Origin of the sequence: Candidatus Brocadia sinica JPN1, assembly GCF_000949635.1 — a bacterium.
Classification (GTDB): Bacteria; Planctomycetota; Brocadiia; order Brocadiales; family Brocadiaceae; genus Brocadia; species Brocadia sinica.
The window spans coordinates 2085019-2104802 of the sequence record NZ_BAFN01000001.1 but is presented as its reverse complement, the minus strand read 5'-3'; the positions used below and the strand labels follow the sequence as shown (position 1 = coordinate 2104802).

The window sequence follows — 19784 nt, the reverse complement described above, 5'->3', positions numbered from 1 at the left end:
AAGTAAAATTTAACAAAGTGTGTTATTGTCGTCATTGATAATAATTGTTATTATCTATTTTTATGGAAAGAATACATGAATCAAAAGAAGATGGATTTATAGAATGTAAACCCATAGCATCGATTGTTACTCCTTTGGGCGAAGGTGGCATTGGTAAAGTTATTGTGTCCGGCCCGGATGCTTTGAGCGTCGTCAATAAGGTGTTTCAGGGAAAGGGAATTGATGATCTTCGTAAAGCCATGAGCTATAAGCTCTATTACGGGTATATTTTTGATGGGGGCCAAAGGATTGACGAGGTTATTGTAAATATAGCAAAGAAAGGGGATAGTTTTACCGGAGAAGATGTAGTAGAGGTAAATTGTCACGGCGGCATCCGCGTTCTGATGCGTATCCATGAATGCTTACAGTTCGCAGGCGCAAAGGGTGCTGCATGGGATGCGTTGCTATTGCAGTCCTATGAAAATAACAAGATGGATTTTATTCGGAAGGAGGCGCTTCTGGAGGTTGTCCGGGCACGGACCAGGTTCGGTGTAAAGGTCTTGCTAGATCAAAACGCAGGAGCGCTGTCGGAAGCGCTCAAAAAAGGGTTAGAGATCATTGAAAAAATCAGGCAAGCCTTGCACAAAGGATCCTCTCGCCATGAAACAATTCCGTACACAGAGCAACACAAAGGAGAAGGAAAATCCCCTTTAATCCCACCTTGCAAAAATGGGATTTCAAATATTCCTCCTTTGAAAAAGTGGTGTAAGGGGGGATTTTCGGATGAGACCAGTGTGTTAATTTCTGCCCTGTCAGAGCACATTGAGAGCTTATTGGAAACGGCTTCCTTGGGTATGGCGCTGACCTCCCCGCAAGTTTTGGTAATTCTGGGTAAACCCAATGTAGGCAAGTCGACCATTATAAATACCATCCTTGGGGAAGAACGGATGATTGTCCATCATGAGCCAGGGACAACGCGTGATTATGTGAGCGAGCTTATTTCGATAGAAGGTATCCCCTTTGAACTTGTGGATACAGCAGGTATGCGGGATACGAGCGATAAGCTGGAGGCTTTGAGTATAGAACTGACACTGGAACAAGTTCATCGTTCTGATAAGGTTATTGCCGTTTTTGATAATTCCAGACCTTTTGATCAAGAGGATGAGGGAATCCTGAATACCTTAAACTCGTGGTTGAAGACAGGGAATTTTGACAATCTGAGCCAAAAAGGAGATATGAAGGCAATTATACCCGTGATTAACAAATGTGACCTACCCACAAAATTAAACAGATTAAGGATCGAATCCGCGCTTCAGCAGTCAGCATGTTGCATATCCGCGGTAAACAGCAATGAGTTTGAAGAGCTACACAGGAGGCTTACAGAGGAATTTGATACAGTATACAAACCCATGAAACCAATACTATTTAACAGAAGGCAGTATCTATTGATGACACAAGCTGATATTTTGATTAAACAGGATGCAGAATGTTTGATTGCAAAAGGCGGCACCAGTAAGGCGCTTCAAATAATCAATGAATTGAAGGATATTTTTACTTCGTGCTTAAAGGGGCATTAATAGATCAAGCATGAAAGGGCACGGCGCCCTTCCCCTGCAGATTTATTTCTGCAATATTCCGTGCCTAGCAGTGGCAAATTGTTGCCGCTGGTTTGTCCTTCAATAGTGGCCAATGCAATGCCTCGCGTAGCTGGACATAGCTTTCTGCACAGCGCCGGGCAAGATTCCGAACCCTTCCAATATAACCGGTACGCTGTGTAACTCCGATTGACCCACGGGCATCCAGCATGTTAAAGGTATGCGAGCATTTTAAGACATAATCATATGCGGGCAGGACCAGCCCCTCTTTTATGAGCCGCTGGCATTCCTTTTCGTATGACTCGAAGAGTTGAAAAAGCATAGCAGTATCTGCAACGGTAAAATTATAGGTGGAGAATTGGACTTCATCCTGCTTGTGAATATCTCCGTATGTACAGCCTTTGACCCATTCAAGGTCGAAAACGGACTCTTTTTCCTGGATGAACATGGCGATGCGTTCGAGTCCATAGGTAAGTTCCAGTGTAATAGGCTCGAGTTCAAAACCACCCACTTGTTGGAAGTAGGTAAACTGGGTGACCTCCATCCCATCCAGCCATACCTCCCAGCCAAGGCCGGTAGCGCCAAGGGTGGGTGATTCCCAGTCGTCTTCGACAAACCTCACGTCGTGTTTCACAAGATCAATCCCCAAAAACCTTAAACTATTTAAATAGATATCCTGTGCATCATCCGGGGCTGGTTTTATCATTACCTGAAACTGGTAGTAATGTTGCAGTCTATTGGGATTTTCACCATATCGTCCATCGGTTGGACGCCGGGAAGGTTCCACGTAAGCGCACTTCCAGGGTTCTGGACCCAATGCCCTGAGAAATGTCGCAGGGTTAAAGGTCCCTGCGCCCTTTTCACTATCGTAGGGCTGCCATATGACACAACCATAATCAGACCAATAGTTTTGCAGTTTTAAGATAATTTCCTGAAAAGTCATGAAAATCCTGTTCTAACAAAATGTGCTGGGAAAAAAGGGGATTGAAGAACACCGATAGTATCTTCCAAAGATAATTTTGACATTTTTAGCAAAAATCTGAAAAATTAGTCCTTCGGCGACTTAAAATATCTATTTTCGCAATGGCAGTCCACCCCCTTCACCCCCGCCAGCGGGGGACAGCTGTTGCCCCCCTCGTGAGGGGGACTAAGGGGAAGGCGAAAAGTTTGAAATTCCTTAACGTTAAATTAGCGCTGCCAGGGTTGACTCACGAATTTCGTGCTTCGGATTTTGTCTTTTCCGACTCGTTCGGGTTTAGGATTAATTCCTGTTCTCCCTGTTCACCCAGCTTCCTCAATCTTACACACATTTTAAATCTTGTGGTGTGAAGTGTATCACGATGTGTTTAATGTGTCAAGCATGAATCAGGCATTGTTTTAGGCTGGAATTTGGGAGTATCAGGAACTTGTGATGGTATTGACAATCTCTTATGGATTTGTTATTTTTAAGATTTGATTTGCATGTGCAGATAAAAAATAAAGAGAATGTGTGTCCATTTAATTCAGGAGTAATGTATGACTGAAAAAATGAAACATGAAGAGGGTTTTGAGTTTCAAGCGGAGATAAAGAAGTTATTAAACATCCTTTCACACTCCCTTTATACGCATAAGGAGGTTTTTTTGAGGGAACTCATCTCCAATGCCTCCGATGCACTGACCAAAATCCGATATTACTCCCTCACAAATCCGGATTACGAAGGAAAAGACCTGCCCCTCGAAATCAACATAAATGTAGATGAAAAAAGTAAGATATTAACGATCAGCGACACTGGCATTGGGATGACAAAGGATGAAATTATTCAAAATGTAGGGACTATAGCAAAATCGGGGTCACTGGACTTTATAGCAAACCTATCGGAACAGGCCAAGAAGGATTCAAATATCATAGGCCAATTTGGCGTGGGTTTCTATTCCGTATTTATGGTCGCTGATGAGGTCAGGATCAGAACGAAATCTTATAAAAAGGATGAACCGGCATTTGAATGGCATTCGGATGGTACAGGGAAATATTTCTTAAATCCTATTGAAAAAGAACGACGGGGGACTGATATTGTAGTTCATCTAAAAGATGACGAGAAGGAATATACCGAAAAGTCCAGGATCCAATCTATTATCAAAAAATATTCGAACTTTGTAAGCTTCCCCATTATGGTTTGCGGTGAAAGGGCCAACCAAATTACGGCCATCTGGAAAGAACCCAAAAAGAATATTACAGAAGAGCAATATAACGAGTTTTACAAATTTATTTCAAACACGGAAGACATCCCTCTTTTCCGTTTGCACACCTCTGCCGAGGCGCCGATCCAATTTTCCAGTATCGTGTACTGCCCCTCGACAAATTATGAAACCTACGGCTTTAAAAAATTGGAACACGGACTTCAACTTTATTCCAATAAAATCCTCATTCAGTCTGATTGCAAGCTGCTTCTGCCGGAATATTTGCGGTTTGTTCGGGGGGTAGTGGATTCTGCGGATATTCCCTTGAATATTTCAAGGGAGACATTCCAGGACAACAGGATTATTCACAAGATGAAGAGCATCCTTGTTAAGCAAATCATAACACTTCTGCAGGATCTGGCCAAAAATGAGAAGGAAAAATACGAAACCTTCTGGAGGCAGTTTGGAAGAATCCTCAAAGAAGGTGTGCACTTTGATTTCGAAAACCGGGATCAATTATCTCATTTACTGAGGTTCAATTCTTCAACCTGCACGGATGCAAGTGGTCTGATTTCTCTGAAAGAGTACATAGACCGGATGAAACCGGAACAAAAAGAGATTTATTACATAACGGCAGTAAACCGTGAAACAATAGAAAAAAGTCCTTATCTTGAAATATTCCGAAAGAAAGATGTAGAGGTACTCTATTTAACAGATCCCAACGACGAATTCATCCTTTCGGGTCTTCACGAATTTGAAAAGAAGCCTATTCGTTCAGCAGACCAGGCCAATCTTGACTTACTCAAGGATACGGAGAAGAAGATAGTCGACACTTCTGAAGAACCTCAAAATTATGAGGCAATATTCAAACATCTCTTGAAGACGATCAAAGTAACGTTGGCAGACAAGGTTATTGACGTCAAGGAATCAAACAGATTGGTCGACAGCCCCTGTTGCCTGGTGAACCCTGATGGGGTACCCAGTGTACATGTCCAGAAACTGATACAAATGGTAGACGGCAATTATAAGATATCCAAAAAGATCATGGAGATTAACAGGAAAAATCGGATGATCCAGAATCTGGCCAGGATGAATGAGAATCCCAGTTACCAACTACTCATTGAAAAAATGGTGCAACAGCTTTTTGAGAATGCATTAATGCAGGATGGGGTTGTTTTTGACCCCACGGCGATGGTTCCGCGCTTGAATGAACTTATGGAAGAATTGACGAAGGCAGTGCTGGGAGAAGGAAAGAGGATTATTATTTAGACTTACAAATAGCCACAAATTCATAAAGATACAAAGTATTTCTAAATATCTTTATCCAGAAAAAAGCCATGAGATTGGAAAAATCTCATGGCTTTTTGTTTCTATAGGGATTTGACCCCATGGGGATTTGAACCCCAGTTCACAGATCGAAAATCTGTTGTCCTAGACCAGGCTAGACGATGGGGCCATTTTATACACTAAAATGGTGAGGGCAGATGGATTCGAACCATCGACGCCCGCCTTAAAAGGGCGGTGCTCTACCTACTGAGCTATGCCCCCTATTATATCCACTTCACTTCTAATTGCACGTAAAAAAAATTGTCTATAGAACACTTTCAGTGGCCACAACTAAAACTCCCTTTTAGATTTTTGATTGTGGAATGCAAATTTCGGATTTGTTATTGATTTTATTATTAATCTACAATCCGCAATCCGAAATCAGAAATTAGAGCACTCACAACATATATCTTTGTAGTGCTATATAGTATCAAATAAAGAACAATTACATTTTATACCTTGAGTATCTCTTCTATCTTTTTCTTGACCAAATCGTTAAGCTTACCCTCATGCTCGTGGATAAGTTTTTGTATATCATCTTTAGCCCGTTTCGCATCATCTTCGGTCAGGATATCGTCTTTCTCTTCTTTGTCTACCTGTTTATTCGCATCGTGCCTTATATTTCTCAAAGAGATCTTTGCCGTTTCTCCAAATTCTTTCGCGTGTGTGGAAAGTTTCTTTCTTCGCTCTTCATTGAGTGGCGGAATTACAATGCGCAGGGTTTTCCCCTCAACCGATGGCGTTAAACCGAGATCCGATTGTAATATGGCCTTCTCAACATTTGCAATTATAGAGGCATCGTAGGGCTTAATCACGATGGACTGCGCATCAGGAGTCGAAAGGACTGCTATTTGTTTTAAAGGTGACAAATCTCCATAACACTCCACCTTTATATTTTCCACCAACCCAGTGCTTGCCCGGCCCGTTCTCAATCCCCTCAACTCTTCCTGCAAATGGACAACTACCTTTTCCATTTTTGCCCTTGCTTCTTTGCATATTGATTCTTTTGACATGGTCTGTGTCCGTTATTCCCCGATATATGTTCCAACAGGTTTTCCTGAAATCGCCTTTTCAATGTTTTTACAGTTGTTTATGTTAAGCACAATAATCGGTAATTTATTCTCCATACTCAAGGAAATCGCCGTTAGATCCATTACCCCCAACTGTTCGCTCAATACGTCCATATATGTTAGTTTTTTATATAATTTTGCAGATACATTTTTTCTGGGGTCATCCGAATACACGCCATCAACCTGCGTTGCCTTTAACATGATATCTGCCTTAATTTCAATTGCACGAAGGGCAGCTGCTGTATCAGTTGTAAAATAAGGATTTCCCGTCCCCCCCGCAAAAATAACAACATTTTTTTCTTTTAAATACTGCAGGCAATTTCGCAATACAAAGGGTTCCGTTATATTTTTAATTTCAAGAGCGCTGACAACGCGCGTCTCAACAGACAATCCTTCTAATGTGTCTTGCAGGAACAACGCATTAATTGCCGTGGCAATCATACCAATCTGATCGGCCTGCACCCGCGACTTACCCGTATTGCTTAGCTTGGCGCCACGAAGGATATTGCCACCGCCAACAACTATTGCCAGCTCTACTCCCGTCCTGGAAATTTTTTGTATCTCTTTGGCCAGCGTATCAAACCGCTCAGACTCAAGGCCACGCCCACCTTCATCACCAAAACCTTCGCCGCTTAATTTTAACAATACCCTCTTATATTTGATAGCGCTTTTCATGGACGTGGAGATGATACAACGTCTTGCAGTCGGTTAACATTCTCCGACTTCGAATCGAACAAAACGGTTAACTTTAATATTTTCCCCTATTTTAGCAATATTTGCAACTAATAAATCCTGGATCGTCTGGGTATTATCCTTTATGAATGGTTGCTCCAGAAGACATTTTTCCTTATAAAAACTATCCAGCTTTCCCGCGGCGATCTTTTCTATGATATTAGCTGGTTTCCCTTTAGCCTCTTCCATAAATATCTTTTTTTGCTCTTCCAGAATATGAGCAGGGATATCCTCCCTTCTTACAGCTATTGGTTTTGTGGCGGCCACCTGCATGCAAATATCCTTTAGTAATTGCTGAAAAACATCATTCTTTGCTACGAAATCAGTCTCGCAATTGAGTTCCACCATTACACCCAGCTTCCCATTTGTATGAATATATGTGCCAACTCTGCCTTCCGCCGTCACACGCTGCTCCTTTTTTGCGGCCTTGGCAAAGCCCTTCTTCTTGATAATCTCCAGGGCTTTTTCAAAGTCACCTTTGACATCATCCAGGGCGCTTTTGCATTCCAATATTCCCGCGCCTGTTTGCTCTCTCAACTTCATGATACTCGCTGTATCAGCCATTCACATCCTCCGTACGATATACTGATAGAATAAAAACATTATTCTATAGCAAAGACAACTTTATTTGTATAAAAATAATTTCAGAAATAGATCCCTTGAGAAATGTTCTTCTAAGTCAGTTACCAGACATGCGATGTATCGGACAAAAGTGTTGTCTTCTACAAAAAATGGAAGGAACTTCTCTTACGCCCTCAATATCCACATCAGACCTTTGACATGGTCGCCGCAAGTTCTTTTCCGGCTAAAATAGCATCCGCCGTTTTCGTTAAAAAGAGATCAATGGATCGTATAGCATCGTCATTCCCCGGGACACAAATATCTATCATATCAGGGTCACAATCCGTATCTGCAAGGCATACCGTTGGAATTCCAAGTTTTTTTGCTTCACTCACGGCATTGTGTTCGTGCCGTGGGTCTACTATTACAAGCACCCCCGGAAGCGATGTCATCTTACGAATACCTTCAAGGTTTGCAAGTATCTTTTTTCGCTCGCGATTGAGAGAAGAAATGGCCTTTTTGCTGAACTGATTAATCTCCCCCGTTTTTTCCAGGTTTTCTAATTCTTCCAGACGTTCTAATCGTTTCCGAATGGTATCGAAATTTGTTAATGTGCCACCCAGCCATCGTTCGCTTGCATAGTGCATTCCGCAACGCTGGGCCTCACGTACCGTTATATCCCGAGCCTGCCATTTGGTGCCTACAAATAACACATCTCTTTTTGTCCGGGAAAGATTAGTCAAAAACTTACATGCTGTTACAAGACCCTTTACCGTTTCACGCAAATTAATAATATGGATTAAATTTCTCTTGCCAAAGATAAAGGGCTTCATTTTGGGATTCCATTTACTTGTCCTATGACCGAAATGAAATCCTGCATCGACCAACTCCTGAATACTCACCGTAGACAAATAATCTCCTCTCCTTTTAAAATAAACGAAAACAGATAAATATTTAGAAAGTTTAACATTATATTAATTACTGATGAAATGTCAAGTTTATTTTAAAAGCACATCACACATCAAGTGAAACAAAATACCCGTTAGCTTTTCTTTTTTGATCTTTTTCTGAACCGTCCAATTTTCAAGTATATGCCAATATTTGCTGTACTATCAAGGTACGGCACGATTTTACCCTCAGCAGAAGTAAGTAATGTCGTTACACCAGGACCGTGCCCTGCCGTCACACAATTGCTGTGTACAACAACCCCGATACTCACAGCTCCGGTTCTATAGATTCTTCCATAGGAATGATCTGCATCCATGATTGCCACAATATCGCCAAAACGCAATGTTTGCAAATGATACTTCTCTACGTTTTGCCTGTCAAAAAGCTGTATATCGTAATCGCCACGGTAACATTGCTGAGATCCCAGGCCTGAACCCATAATGCCCGCAGGGACAACATGTGTCACAGGGATATTGAAAACATCTTTCGTTTCGTCCTCACGAATTGGTAACACCTTTAAAAGATCCGGAGACACGTTGATTGGTTTGATGTGTGGATACTCCGTAAAAGACAAACCCACACCAATACCCCGAATAAGTATTTTATCCCCGATGGCGAGTTTTTCCAATGTCCTGTCATCGAAATCAACCAGCACGTTTTCAATACCGCCATGTTTTCCTGTTACGACACCTGTGCTACCTTTCGCATCGCCGGTTATAACCCTGGCAATATTTCCAATGCAGGATAGTAAATTTAATGCTCCGTTCTCGTCTCTGTCCTTGTTTCTAACGGATACGCAGGGCTCCACATGATCTGCCTCCCACCGGATGGCATTGTCACCTACTTTGACGTTGTAAGTAATCCCCCCAATGCCTGGTAATATTTTGGGCTTTCCATCAGGAGTTATGCTGTAAGGCGACGGCCCACTTTGTGGACTCGAAATCTCACCGACAACCGACATTTCTACAAGATTTTTTTCGTTGGTTTCCATTGGCTTTACCTTAAAAAAATACCCTTTGTTACACCTTAACTTTGACCCTTCGGCTTCGCCCGGGATGACGTCATTCAAAAGGAAGTCGAGGAATCTTATTTACACGATTGGAATTTCAAATCAATCGCGCAGTGCAAAGGCGAGCCTTGCCACTACACGGGAATAAGTTGCCGAATGCCCAGTTTAAATTTCACAAAAAACGGTTTTACTTTACCATAGCAAGCCTTTCCTTGGCAATAGAAAAAGGCGGAGCATCTTGCAAAACCAAGTAGTAATGCCGGACATCTATTTTTGATGAAAACGCTTTGAATTTTCGTGTGGCAACAGAGTTTTACATTGTAAAAAAACCATATTTTGTCTTTAATACATACCGTCTTTTAAAATTCCTTCAGAAAGAAATCATCGCGGATAGCGTTTTATTTCCACACGACTCTACGGAAATTTATGAAGAAAGCATATCAAAATAACCTCTATTTGCAGAATATTACAATCCCTATAATTGTTGTGCTAACGATAATCACGTACCTGAACTGCCTGCCAAATCAGTTTGTTTACGATGATACGTCTACCATTGTAGAGAACCGACTCATCAAGGATTGGGGAAATTTTCATGACTTAATTACTCACGACTATTTCAAATATTCGGGTGAGCTTACCTACCGCCCCCTTGTTACACTCTCCTACTTCATCGATTATTTCCTCTGGCACATGAACCCTATGGGATACCACATGGTAAATGTGGTATTGCATACCCTGAATGTAATGCTTATCTATTTTCTCGTACTTCTCTTATTCCGCCAATATAGCACATATAAAACGCCATACAGCCACAACCAACTCCCCTCCCCTTCGCAAGGGCGTATGAAGAGAAAGGTATGCCAACAAACTTTTCAATCACTCCCTTGTAAAGGGAATACCACTGGGGAGAAAAAACTTGCCCCAAAAACCCAACCGCGTCTTGACCAAATTTCCTATGCCTGTCTTGCATCGCTTACGTGCATGCTTTTTGCAGTACATCCCATATCAAGCGAGGTTGTCAATGTGATCAGTTACCGGGAAGACTTGATTACAACAGCATTTTCGATTGTTTCATTTTTACTCTATTTGCTTTATAGGGAGAGGAAAGGCACGCAGACTTCCCTTTGTGACCTTTTAAAAATTGCGGATTCAGGGGGATTCTCATTGTCAGGACATTTCCACACCGGTACCGTTTTTCTCTGTGCGGGCGCCATGGCAGCCTATTTCTTTGCCTTGCTTTCCAAGGAATCCGCCATTGTATTGCCGGCTTTGATTTTTTTCTTCGATCTGCTATTCAATGCAAGAATAAGGGAGAACGTCCGCCTGCCTCTGTATTTTGCTGTTTACAAAACCGTTTCAAAAATAATACGTTCTCCTTTTTTCCTGGGATATATCGGAATAAGCCTTGTATACCTCACCATCAGGTTCTTCATTTTTCATAATCCCCAGGAAAAGATTGTCTATCCGGAAGGCAGTTTTTTTGTCAATATGCTTACCATGACAAAGGTACTGGGGAGATACATGTCCAATATTTTCCTGCCATTAAACCTGAATGCAGACTATCATGTTCTATATCTGAAAACGCCTTTGACATTATCCTTTATTATTCCCCTTTTTGTACTAATTTCCATTGTCATTATTGCGATTCGACTACGGGAAAAAAGGCATCATTACCGTATAATGATATTTGCCACACTGTGGTTTTTTATCTCTGTCCTCCCGGTCATGAATATTATCCCATTGGCAAATGTCATGGCGGACCGTTATCTCTATTTACCCATTCTCGGCTTCTGCCTGTTTCTTTCAACTACCCTGCTACAGCTGAAGATATCAATAATAAAGTATCCTGTAATCATTTCTTTGATGATATTCTATATTGTTGTGACAGTTACCAGAAACAACGTTTGGCGGGATGAATTTACGCTCTGGTATAATTCTTCCCAAAGCCCGTTGTGCAGTTTTACAACGTATAACAATCTGGGAACACAATACAACAAGAAGGGTTATCCGGACGCGGCATTGCTTTGCTATCAAAAAGCCCTGCAAAAGGCCAGGGAGGTTGGATTTGCTCAGTATGCAACTGTGTATTATAATATGGGAAATGTCTACGAGAAAAAGAACCTGCTCAATCAGGCCGTTACTGCTTACAAAAAAGCAATTCAGATAAAACCGGATTACCAACAGGCGCACAACAACCTGGGAAAGGTTTATTTTGTTCTGAATCGATATGATGATGCAATCGCCGAGTATAACAATGCCATTGCCATCGACCCCAATTTTGCCTATGCATACAACAATCTTGGTGTCTTATATAATAAACTCGGCAGGCAGGAAGATGCTGTGATTGCATACAAAAAAGCACTGTCGTTAGACCCGCAATACGGCGATGCGTATTATAATCTGGGTAATATTTACGAGACAAGAGAACAGTATGACCTTGCCTTAGAGGTATATCAGACTGCCCTGAAGGTCGATCCGTCACAAGTTTATGTCCATAATAACCTGGGCACTATTTATGACAAAAAAGGCCGTCTGGAAGATGCAATAGCAGAATATAACCATGCAATAAGGCTCGATTCAGCGTATCCTTATTCGTATAATAATCTTGGCGCCTCACTGATCAAAAAAGGAGACAGGAATGGTGCTCTGGCCTCATTTCAAAAGGCTGTGGATTTGCTTCCCGACCAGCCCGATTTCCATTTTAATATCGGATATGCCCTTTTACAAAAAGGCGATTTGAAAAATGCCCTGAAGGAATTCGAAATGACGCTGAAATTAGCCCCAACCCATACCGAGGCCCTTTTTTGTATGGGAACTATTTATTCCAGGCGGGGAGAAAAAGAAAAGGCCATAAAATCATGGCAGGGGGTATTAAGGCTAAATCCAAATCATGCAAAGGCAAAACAATATTTAGATGATTTTCGGTAAGCCCTTCCACCCAGGCAAGACAGAATAAAGGCAACAAATGGTTACGGTGTGGGGATACACCGAAACATCAATACCCAAAAGGGTCACAAATTGTAATTTGTAAAATTGATACATTGTATCTATTCTCCTGGGGCGGCATGAACAAGCGATGTTTGTCCGCGCTTCTGTTTCAAAGTAGGCCTTTAGCGACTCACACGTACACCTTTTTTACGACAAAATTCCACCCCCTTACCCCCCTCACGAGGGGGACTACGGGAGAGGCGAAAAGTTTGAAATTCCTAATCATCAAGTTCAGCGCAGACAAACTCCGTTTGTCTGCGCCACTGCGTATGAAAGGAAAAATCGCTGTCAGAAGCGGTAGCTCAGCCCGACAAAAAACGTCCTCCCCCTGCCTGGAGATATCATCCGGTATGGTAAGGGGGGGGCGGGATCACGGTAATCATCCCTTTTTGCGAAGACGTTGAAACAAGTGCCCAGATGCAGAAAAAATAGAGATGAGCCTCTACGTGGTTTCCCCATGGATTTACCTTTTGCACCGTAAAACATTATACACGTCAACCGGTTTATGAATCCCTTTCAGTTTTACCTGCCTAATTTCCTCTGTTTCCACTATATCCTTTATTTCCGAGAGAGTACGGGCGGTAACCAAGATCTGTCCTGGCCTGGCTTCCATTTGTAACCTGTGGGCAATGTTGACCTGGTGTCCGATAACGGTATAGTTCATTTGGATTGCTGAGCCAATGTTTCCAACGGTAGCATAGCCGGTGTTTATTCCAAAATAGATATCAATATTGCATCCCATTTCAAGCCAGTGGTTGCGCAGGTCGCGTACCTTTTCACGCATATCAATGGCCATCCTGACTGCCCTTTCGGCATGGTTTTCATACATAATTGGATCACCAAAAAATACCAGGATACCGTCCCCAATGAATTTGTCAAGCGTACCTCCGTATTGAAAGATAATTTTCGTCATCTCCGTGAAATATTCGTTTAATAATTTTATGGTGTCCTCCGGCTCCATACTCTCAGAAGCCTCGGTAAAACCTTTCAGATCGGAAAAACATATGGTCAATAATTTTCTGGCATTCATCAGGTACTTATCACTGCCGCTCGAAACAATGCTCTCGGCAATCTGCGGCGAGACGTACCTTTTTAACCGTGACGTCCTCTGGATTTCTTCCACCTGTCTTTTAACCTTATCCTCTAATGACCGATTGAATTCCTCGATCAATTTATTTCGTTCCCGGAGGGTCTCATTCAGGACGATGTTTTCCCGTATACTCTTGTAAGATTCTACGGCACCGGCAACGGTATCAAGCAGTTGCTCCGGGTCACTGCCCTTAACCACATACGCATGCGGTCGAAAATGCCTGCGAATGTCTATCCTTTTCTCTCTTTCATCATACCCTGTATGAAAGATAATAGGGACATAACGATTTCTGGATTTGATAATTTCAAAGACTTCCAGTCCTGAAATATCAGGCATATTGATATCCAGTACCATTGCAAAAACAGCATCATGAAATTCATCAATAGCCTCTTTTCCTGCGCTGCAGGCCAGGACATTGTATCCCTCTTCTTCCAGTACTGCGGCGGTGGTTTGAAGCATAGAAAGATCGTCATCGACTAACATGATGCAGATTTTATCAGACAATTCATTTGCCATTTTTGTAAGTTGTTGATTATTTGATTGCAGCTTCGCTGTACGGGATAGTTGCAATAGGTAACTTGACGATAAAAGTGGCGCCTTCTCCTTCCTTACTTTTTATATCAATACACCCTCCGTGTCTTTGTACGATACTGGAACTGACGGCCAGTCCCAATCCAAGCCCTTTGGGTTTTGTGGTAAACAGGGGATCAAATATCAGATTTTTAATACCATCTGGTATGCCGCAGCCGGTGTCTGTAAACGTAACGGCTAAAACAGAGTTGTCTTCTCTTTGAGCACGAATCGTTAATATTCCGCCCATCGGCATCGCGTCGCAGGCATTTTGGATCAGATTGATAAATACCTGTTCGATCTGGCTTGCGTCTACAAGCGCCAAAGGCACAGGGTCTTCCACCTGTATGACACGTTTAATTTTCTCTGATATCTTGAGTCTTGAAAGAGACGATTCAATGATAGCATGAATTTTTGTGGGGGATACCGTGGGTTTTGCAGTCCTTGAGAATCCCAGAAGATCATTAACGATCTTTAAACCCCGCTCTGTTTCTTTTTCAATGATTTCCAGCCATTGATTTACCTTTTGAGTACCGGTTGACACATCCATATCCGTGGTCTTCTTTTTTATAATGAACAGTGCGTTTCTGATGGCTCCCAGCGGATTCCGCAATTCATGTCCAACACCCGACGCTAATTTCCCAACGGCAGCCAATTTTTCCGAGCGCACCAGACGCTCTTGCGCCTTTTGCAGTTCACTATTTGCATGACACAGGCTATGAATATGTTCTCGCAACTGGGTCATAATCTTTTCTTTTTCATCGTGAGACGTCTTAAGCGCCTTTGTCATCTCGTTAAAATTTAGGGACAGTTGCCCGATTTCGTCTCTGGAACGGATATCTACGGCGCGAGTGAGATTCCCTCTGGCAATATCAAGGGTAATACTTGCCATATGTCGTAATGGAGAAACAATGTATCTGGTGAGAAAGAATGTGATGCAGATCCCCCCAAGAACAATAAATACCCCCATGGGGATAATGCTCTGCCAGATGATTTTCTGAATCCTTTCGTCCAATTTGCGGTGGGATAAACCAATCTGCACGAAACCCAAAATCTGTTGCACCTTCTCCTCGGAGACCACTTCTTCACCCAAAATCTGTGCGGCAAATTCCTCCTCAGAAAAGGTTTGTTTCTCGAAGATAGGCGCTGTAAAATCGCAAAATGTCTCTCCTGAATCCAGGGTAATGCAACCGAAGAACGGCGCTTCCGAAGTTTGGGAGGGTTCCCCCACAAGCCGGGAGCCGCCTCTTGTCCACACAGTATGGGTGAGTGTGGCAACTGGTTTTTCATAGTCTTTCCTGAGGGGGATTTTTTCCATATCACTGTTAATCCAGCTCGCCTTTTCTTCAAACATGATAACCTGGTTATTTGATACACGCAAATAACCAATTTCATCTTCCCTGTCAAGTTCCCGAACCCTCTGGATAGAGGTATCCAGGAATGCAGGTTGTATAGAACGCAAGGCATGTTTGACCTCGTTGTCTTGTGCAAGCAACATGACAAGAGACGTGCCAAATCTCTTCAGCGCATCTTTCTGTTGCCTTTTTGTATGGCTGAGAAAGAACAGGCAACTGAGTGTACTGATAATGATCACCAGCATACTCGTAAAAAGAATAAGTTTTAGACGGATGCTAATCATGTGATCAGAAAAGGAAAAACTATTGTGGGTATAAAACTACATCCGGAAAAGAGCGTATGGGAGAAAGATTTATCCCAATTATCTCCGCAGTTTGGGTATTTAAGGTTAATTTTAATTTATCCGGCTGTTTAATGCCCAGCGAAGTTGTCATCGGGTCATTTAACAGCCTTTGCGCCAGATGGGCTGCCTGTAAGCCTGTATATTTATAATTTGGTGAAACGGAAACAAGCGCGCCTGCTTTTACAATGGCGTCGGAAGTGCAGAATATGGGCAGACGATGCTCCAGGGTTATTTTGGAGATAGCGCTAAGTGTGTTTTTTGTAATTACCGTACTGTCGGGTATCATCCATAAGGCATCAATCTTATTGACAATATTTTCTAGCACTGGCGCAACCTCTTTTTCAGAAAAGACCTGTGCCTTGACAAGATTGAACTCAAATTTTTTCACCACAATACTTGCTTCCGTGATAATTTTCCCGGTCTTTGCCGGGTCATAAATGACACCGACACTCTTCCGCGAACCAAGAAGCCCTTTCAGAATAGCAAATTGATCTTCCAGTGATGCCTCTGAAGAAATACCTGTAATATTAGCGCCCTGCAAATTAAAGCGGTTGTGATTGATAACCATGCAGAATATAATAGGGACATCGGGAAATTGTTCCTTTACGAAAGTTGCTGCAAGTACCCCTATGGCCAGGATGACCCTGGGTTTGAAACTGTTATCCTTGATTTTCTGAATAATCCTCTTGCCCTCTTCTATATCCCCGTTGAGATCGTAAATCGCCTTTATGGAAATATTTTCCCCTTTACATCCTTCCTCGAAACCCTTGATCGCCTCGTTATAGGCCGGGATTTGCTGGCTTCGGATGATAATGACCGCATTTTCCGCAGGTATTGCATGAGGCATGAGGAATGCGGCCTGGAAGAAAAACACATGGACAAACCAAAATACCACGGTAAAATTCCGGTGTCTGTATGATTTAGGATATTTTTTTGCCATAGTATGGCATCTTCTTCTTTTGTAAACTGTTTCGTATTGCCGCAGAGATTGAACCGGAGTTATGGGGAAATAAAAGAATGACTGTTGCCAAATTGTCTACTATCTTTTTCATCATCAGGGCATCCGTTTTAATCAGGCCTTCGGCTACTTATACGTACACCTTTTTACGACAAAATTCCTTCACCTTCGCTGGTTCAATCGTCCTCGATTGAACCGTAACATCTGGTATAATACCGTCTCACAGAAAATATTTAATCCTTGTCGATGAACTGATCAGTTAGCTTCTGAAGTTTTTCCCGCAGTTGTGCAACGATGCGATTTACTTTCATTTCCAGGTCTTCCATACGAACGTTTTCAGTTTTATTGAGCTGTAATAGTTTCTCATTGGCTTGATTCATTGTTTTCTGTGCGGAGATTAACTTGATATTCAGATCCCTGATGCGTTGACTCATCTGCTTAATAATACGGAAGGCGAGGGTGGGATCCATCTTAATCCTCTTGAGAAGGCCTTCGTGTTCTATGGCAAGGACCCTTGCCTCCCCCACAGCCTTAACCGTTGCCGAGCGGGGGCTGGCATCGAACAGACTCATCTCACCGAAGATATCCCCCTCCCCTAATAAGGCAAGAGTGGTTTCTTTTCCCACAGCATCGTCCTTTACAACCTTTACTTTCCCGCTCTGTATCACATACATAGTGCGGCTCTGCACACCTTCCTCAACGACAGTCTCGCCATCTTTGTATAACCTTCCTAAAAGAGAGTCTTCTGACACGGAGCTACTCCTTCCTACTTTCTTGTGTGGGGAAAAAACACTTTCTTGAAAAAAGAAGCAATCATTACACTGAGCAGGTGCATAGTAAGCCATGGGCTAAGCGCCCTTACAAAAATGTCCTTATAGAACCTGCTTCCGGTAAACATATCCCAGAGGACATCACCATAGGGAGTGTTTCTTTGCAAACCATCCTGCTCCAGCTGTATTACTTTAAAGTAGCACCTGCTGACTGGTGGGATAATGGAAATGAAGTCGTTTGCAGAAAAAAGGAATCGCCCAAACAGATTATCTCTGTTCAGGGTTTTGCAAACCGGGAGGTAATACCCCCTGAAGTCTTCCTCTCCTACTCCGTGGAGTAACGCCGTATAGGCCGCCGCCTTGGAAGTTATGTAAGCAGAACCTATTCCATCTTTATAGAGTCTTGAACTACCAGCATCCCCAACAAATACCAGCCTATTGGCAAAAGGTTTTCGCGCAGCGCCTACGTTTATCTTTGGGAAGCAGTGGCAAAATCTTTCGGGTATTTTAAAACCTGATGGAAGCATCTTTTTCATTACCGGGTGGTCAAGAAAGGTCTTTATGTGATTTACGCCCGGCTCCTTTCCCAGCGCACTGATAGTGATATAATCCCCTTTGGGTATAATGCTTATGAACTTTATCCCCGGAATGCGCAGGAGAAAGATGTGTATGGAGTGCCCAAACCGGCTTGCAACCCAATCTCTTCCCAGTTCAATTTCAGATTGAGTAGCCTTGATGGTAGGAGGAATTTTGTACCCTGTGCCCAGTTTTTCACACATCTTGCTTGTACTCGCCTTGACCCCAAAGGCACCCACGAGGAGATCGCAATCCTGAAGAATCCTTCCCCCCGAATAGAGTCCTGGTTTCCCGCCATCCAAACGAATCTCATCCACAATAACATGCTTAACCTGTGTCCCGCAATCAATTGCTTTCTGGAGAAGAAACCCGTCAAAACTCTGTACATCTTTTTCCAGACTTCCAGCTGGTCCACCACCCCTGAAGACGGTGGCGATTCCTCGTTGCTGGAGGCGTGAAGACTTTATCTGAACACTGCCATTCTGCGTATGGAAGAAATAAGACTCTATGCCCCATCGTACGACGGAAGATGGCAGATTAATACCCTCCAGCGCCAATGATTGTACCAGGGACTCAGAGATGACTCCTGCGCACATATTGCAACCGGATGCCCCGTGGTTGGCGAACGTCTTTCTTTCGTAAATGGTGAAATCAAGTGCTTTCCCTATATCCCTGGCTAATTTTGAGGCGAAAATACTAAAAAAGGAACCGGCAGGCCCTCCTCCAATTATTCCTATGCGAGCGCCGTCAGTTAGGATCAAACCTTTTATCCTTTCCATGTAATACTCACTTCATAAAATTGCCTTTGCAGTATGCACTTGTATCCCGGAGCACCAATGTAGTTCTGAAGATATTCTTAAGTCATAAATCTAAGAACACTTAGTACAAAAGCATTCTTGTTATTTGATTTTCCGATGACATCAATAGTTGGTATAATAGCACATCTTTTGCTAATTTTCAAGCGAGCCCCAGACCCAGTGTATACACCGGAAAGAGTCTAAAGTCAAGAATTTATGAATGAATTCCTTAGGAAAAGTAAATTTGTTAATTGACAACAAAAACACTTATGATATACTCCCACAAACTGGATAGGATATGTTTGATTTATCAGGTAGGTATAGTTCTTATTTCGGGGGATAACACATGCGCTTTAGGAAAAAAATGTATATTTGCCTGTCTTTTCTCGTCATTCTTTATTTATCTGGTTGCTCTACCCCGCCTACTTTCAAACCAATAACAACAACAACCGTGAAACCTCCAAAAAAGGAAGTACCTTATATTAGTAGACAGCTGGATCGCTATTTTGTACGTGACTGGAAATATATTGTTATCCATCACAGCGCCTCGGTGTCGGGTTGTGCCGCTGAATTTGACAGGTTTCACCGGGAAAAGAGAGGTTGGGAAAATGGCTTAGGATACCATTTTGTGATAGGCAACGGAAAGGGTGCTGGAGATGGGAAGATTGAGATTGGCAACAGATGGATAAACCAGATAAACGGCGCACATGCAGGCGTTGAGGAATACAATCACTATGGTATCGGAATCTGTCTGGTTGGAAACTTCAACGATTCCTATCCAACGGCAGCACAGATGGCCTCACTTTCGGTGCTGGTAGAGTATCTCCAGGAACGATGCCGTATCCCTTCCGAGAACATTATCATGCACAGACACTTCAGGGAAACTGAATGTCCCGGAAGAAATTTCCCCTATTATAAGTTACTCGCTAAAACCACCCGATGGTAATGCCCCGCTTCAT

Annotated in this window: 15 protein-coding genes and 2 tRNA genes; 4 read left to right on the top strand and 13 right to left on the bottom strand. The window is 42.6% G+C overall.

All coding sequences use genetic code 11. The features are described 5' to 3' along the window. Window positions 1–62 precede the first annotated feature (62 nt). The gene (locus BROSI_RS09450) at window positions 63–1556 is read left to right on the top strand and encodes a tRNA modification GTPase (RefSeq protein WP_157842464.1); all 1494 of its coding nucleotides are present in this window, start codon (window positions 63–65) and stop codon (window positions 1554–1556) included. 64 nt (window positions 1557–1620) lie between these two features. On the opposite strand, the gene BROSI_RS09445 is transcribed toward BROSI_RS09450, so the two are convergent. Beyond that, window positions 1621–2517, bottom strand: a complete 897-nt coding sequence (locus BROSI_RS09445; protein WP_052563496.1) for a glycine--tRNA ligase subunit alpha — start codon at window positions 2515–2517, stop codon at window positions 1621–1623. Between the two features lie 572 nt (window positions 2518–3089). Here BROSI_RS09445 and htpG point away from each other — a divergent pair. Next, window positions 3090–5000, top strand: coding sequence for a molecular chaperone HtpG (gene htpG / locus BROSI_RS09440; RefSeq protein ID WP_052563495.1), 1911 nt, complete (start codon window positions 3090–3092; stop codon window positions 4998–5000). A gap of 112 nt (window positions 5001–5112) precedes the next feature. Here the strand turns inward: htpG and BROSI_RS09435 are convergent. The 7 genes from BROSI_RS09435 to BROSI_RS09405 all read right to left on the bottom strand — a co-directional run bounded on the left by BROSI_RS09435 (window position 5113) and on the right by BROSI_RS09405 (window position 9359). Next, a tRNA-Glu gene (locus BROSI_RS09435) sits at window positions 5113–5187 on the bottom strand. Between the two features lie 16 nt (window positions 5188–5203). Further along, a tRNA-Lys gene (locus tag BROSI_RS09430) sits at window positions 5204–5279 on the bottom strand. Between the two features lie 230 nt (window positions 5280–5509). After that, complete coding sequence (gene frr / locus BROSI_RS09425) at window positions 5510–6070, bottom strand: ribosome recycling factor (RefSeq protein WP_052563494.1); 561 nt, start codon at window positions 6068–6070, stop codon at window positions 5510–5512. Between the two features lie 12 nt (window positions 6071–6082). Continuing rightward, on the bottom strand, window positions 6083–6802 hold the full coding sequence (gene pyrH / locus BROSI_RS09420; RefSeq protein ID WP_052563493.1) for a UMP kinase: 720 nt from the start codon (window positions 6800–6802) through the stop codon (window positions 6083–6085). A 33-nt stretch (window positions 6803–6835) separates the two neighbouring features. Next, window positions 6836–7423, bottom strand: a complete 588-nt coding sequence (locus tag BROSI_RS09415) for a translation elongation factor Ts (protein WP_052563492.1) — start codon at window positions 7421–7423, stop codon at window positions 6836–6838. A 203-nt stretch (window positions 7424–7626) separates the two neighbouring features. Then, window positions 7627–8322, bottom strand: a complete 696-nt coding sequence (gene rpsB / locus BROSI_RS09410) for a 30S ribosomal protein S2 (protein WP_082059367.1) — start codon at window positions 8320–8322, stop codon at window positions 7627–7629. 140 nt (window positions 8323–8462) lie between these two features. Further along, window positions 8463–9359 carry a DUF4438 domain-containing protein gene (locus BROSI_RS09405; RefSeq protein WP_052563490.1) on the bottom strand — a complete coding sequence of 299 codons (897 nt, stop codon included), beginning with the start codon at window positions 9357–9359 and terminating at the stop codon, window positions 8463–8465. 444 nt (window positions 9360–9803) lie between these two features. On the opposite strand from BROSI_RS09405, the gene BROSI_RS09400 reads away from it, so the two are divergent. Next, a complete protein-coding gene (locus BROSI_RS09400; RefSeq protein WP_052563489.1) occupies window positions 9804–12305 on the top strand; it encodes a tetratricopeptide repeat protein in 2502 nt (833 codons plus the stop codon). A gap of 523 nt (window positions 12306–12828) precedes the next feature. On the opposite strand, the gene BROSI_RS09395 is transcribed toward BROSI_RS09400, so the two are convergent. The 5 genes from BROSI_RS09395 to BROSI_RS09375 form a co-directional block, all read right to left on the bottom strand. Continuing rightward, window positions 12829–13971, bottom strand: a complete 1143-nt coding sequence (locus tag BROSI_RS09395; protein ID WP_052563488.1) for an adenylate/guanylate cyclase domain-containing response regulator — start codon at window positions 13969–13971, stop codon at window positions 12829–12831. A 16-nt stretch (window positions 13972–13987) separates the two neighbouring features. Beyond that, window positions 13988–15619, bottom strand: a complete 1632-nt coding sequence (locus BROSI_RS09390) for a sensor histidine kinase (protein WP_162183233.1) — start codon at window positions 15617–15619, stop codon at window positions 13988–13990. Between the two features lie 64 nt (window positions 15620–15683). Continuing rightward, window positions 15684–16664, bottom strand: a complete 981-nt coding sequence (locus BROSI_RS09385) for an ABC transporter substrate-binding protein (protein ID WP_052563486.1) — start codon at window positions 16662–16664, stop codon at window positions 15684–15686. Window positions 16665–16915: 251 nt separating this feature from the next. Continuing rightward, the gene (locus BROSI_RS09380) at window positions 16916–17434 is read right to left on the bottom strand and encodes a Crp/Fnr family transcriptional regulator (protein ID WP_052563485.1); all 519 of its coding nucleotides are present in this window, start codon (window positions 17432–17434) and stop codon (window positions 16916–16918) included. A gap of 14 nt (window positions 17435–17448) precedes the next feature. Further along, a complete protein-coding gene (locus BROSI_RS09375; RefSeq protein WP_052563484.1) occupies window positions 17449–18807 on the bottom strand; it encodes an NAD(P)/FAD-dependent oxidoreductase in 1359 nt (452 codons plus the stop codon). 469 nt (window positions 18808–19276) lie between these two features. Between BROSI_RS09375 and BROSI_RS09370 the strand changes: the two genes are divergently transcribed. Next, window positions 19277–19771, top strand: a complete 495-nt coding sequence (locus tag BROSI_RS09370) for a peptidoglycan recognition protein family protein (RefSeq protein WP_162183232.1) — start codon at window positions 19277–19279, stop codon at window positions 19769–19771. Window positions 19772–19784: the final 13 nt, after the last annotated feature.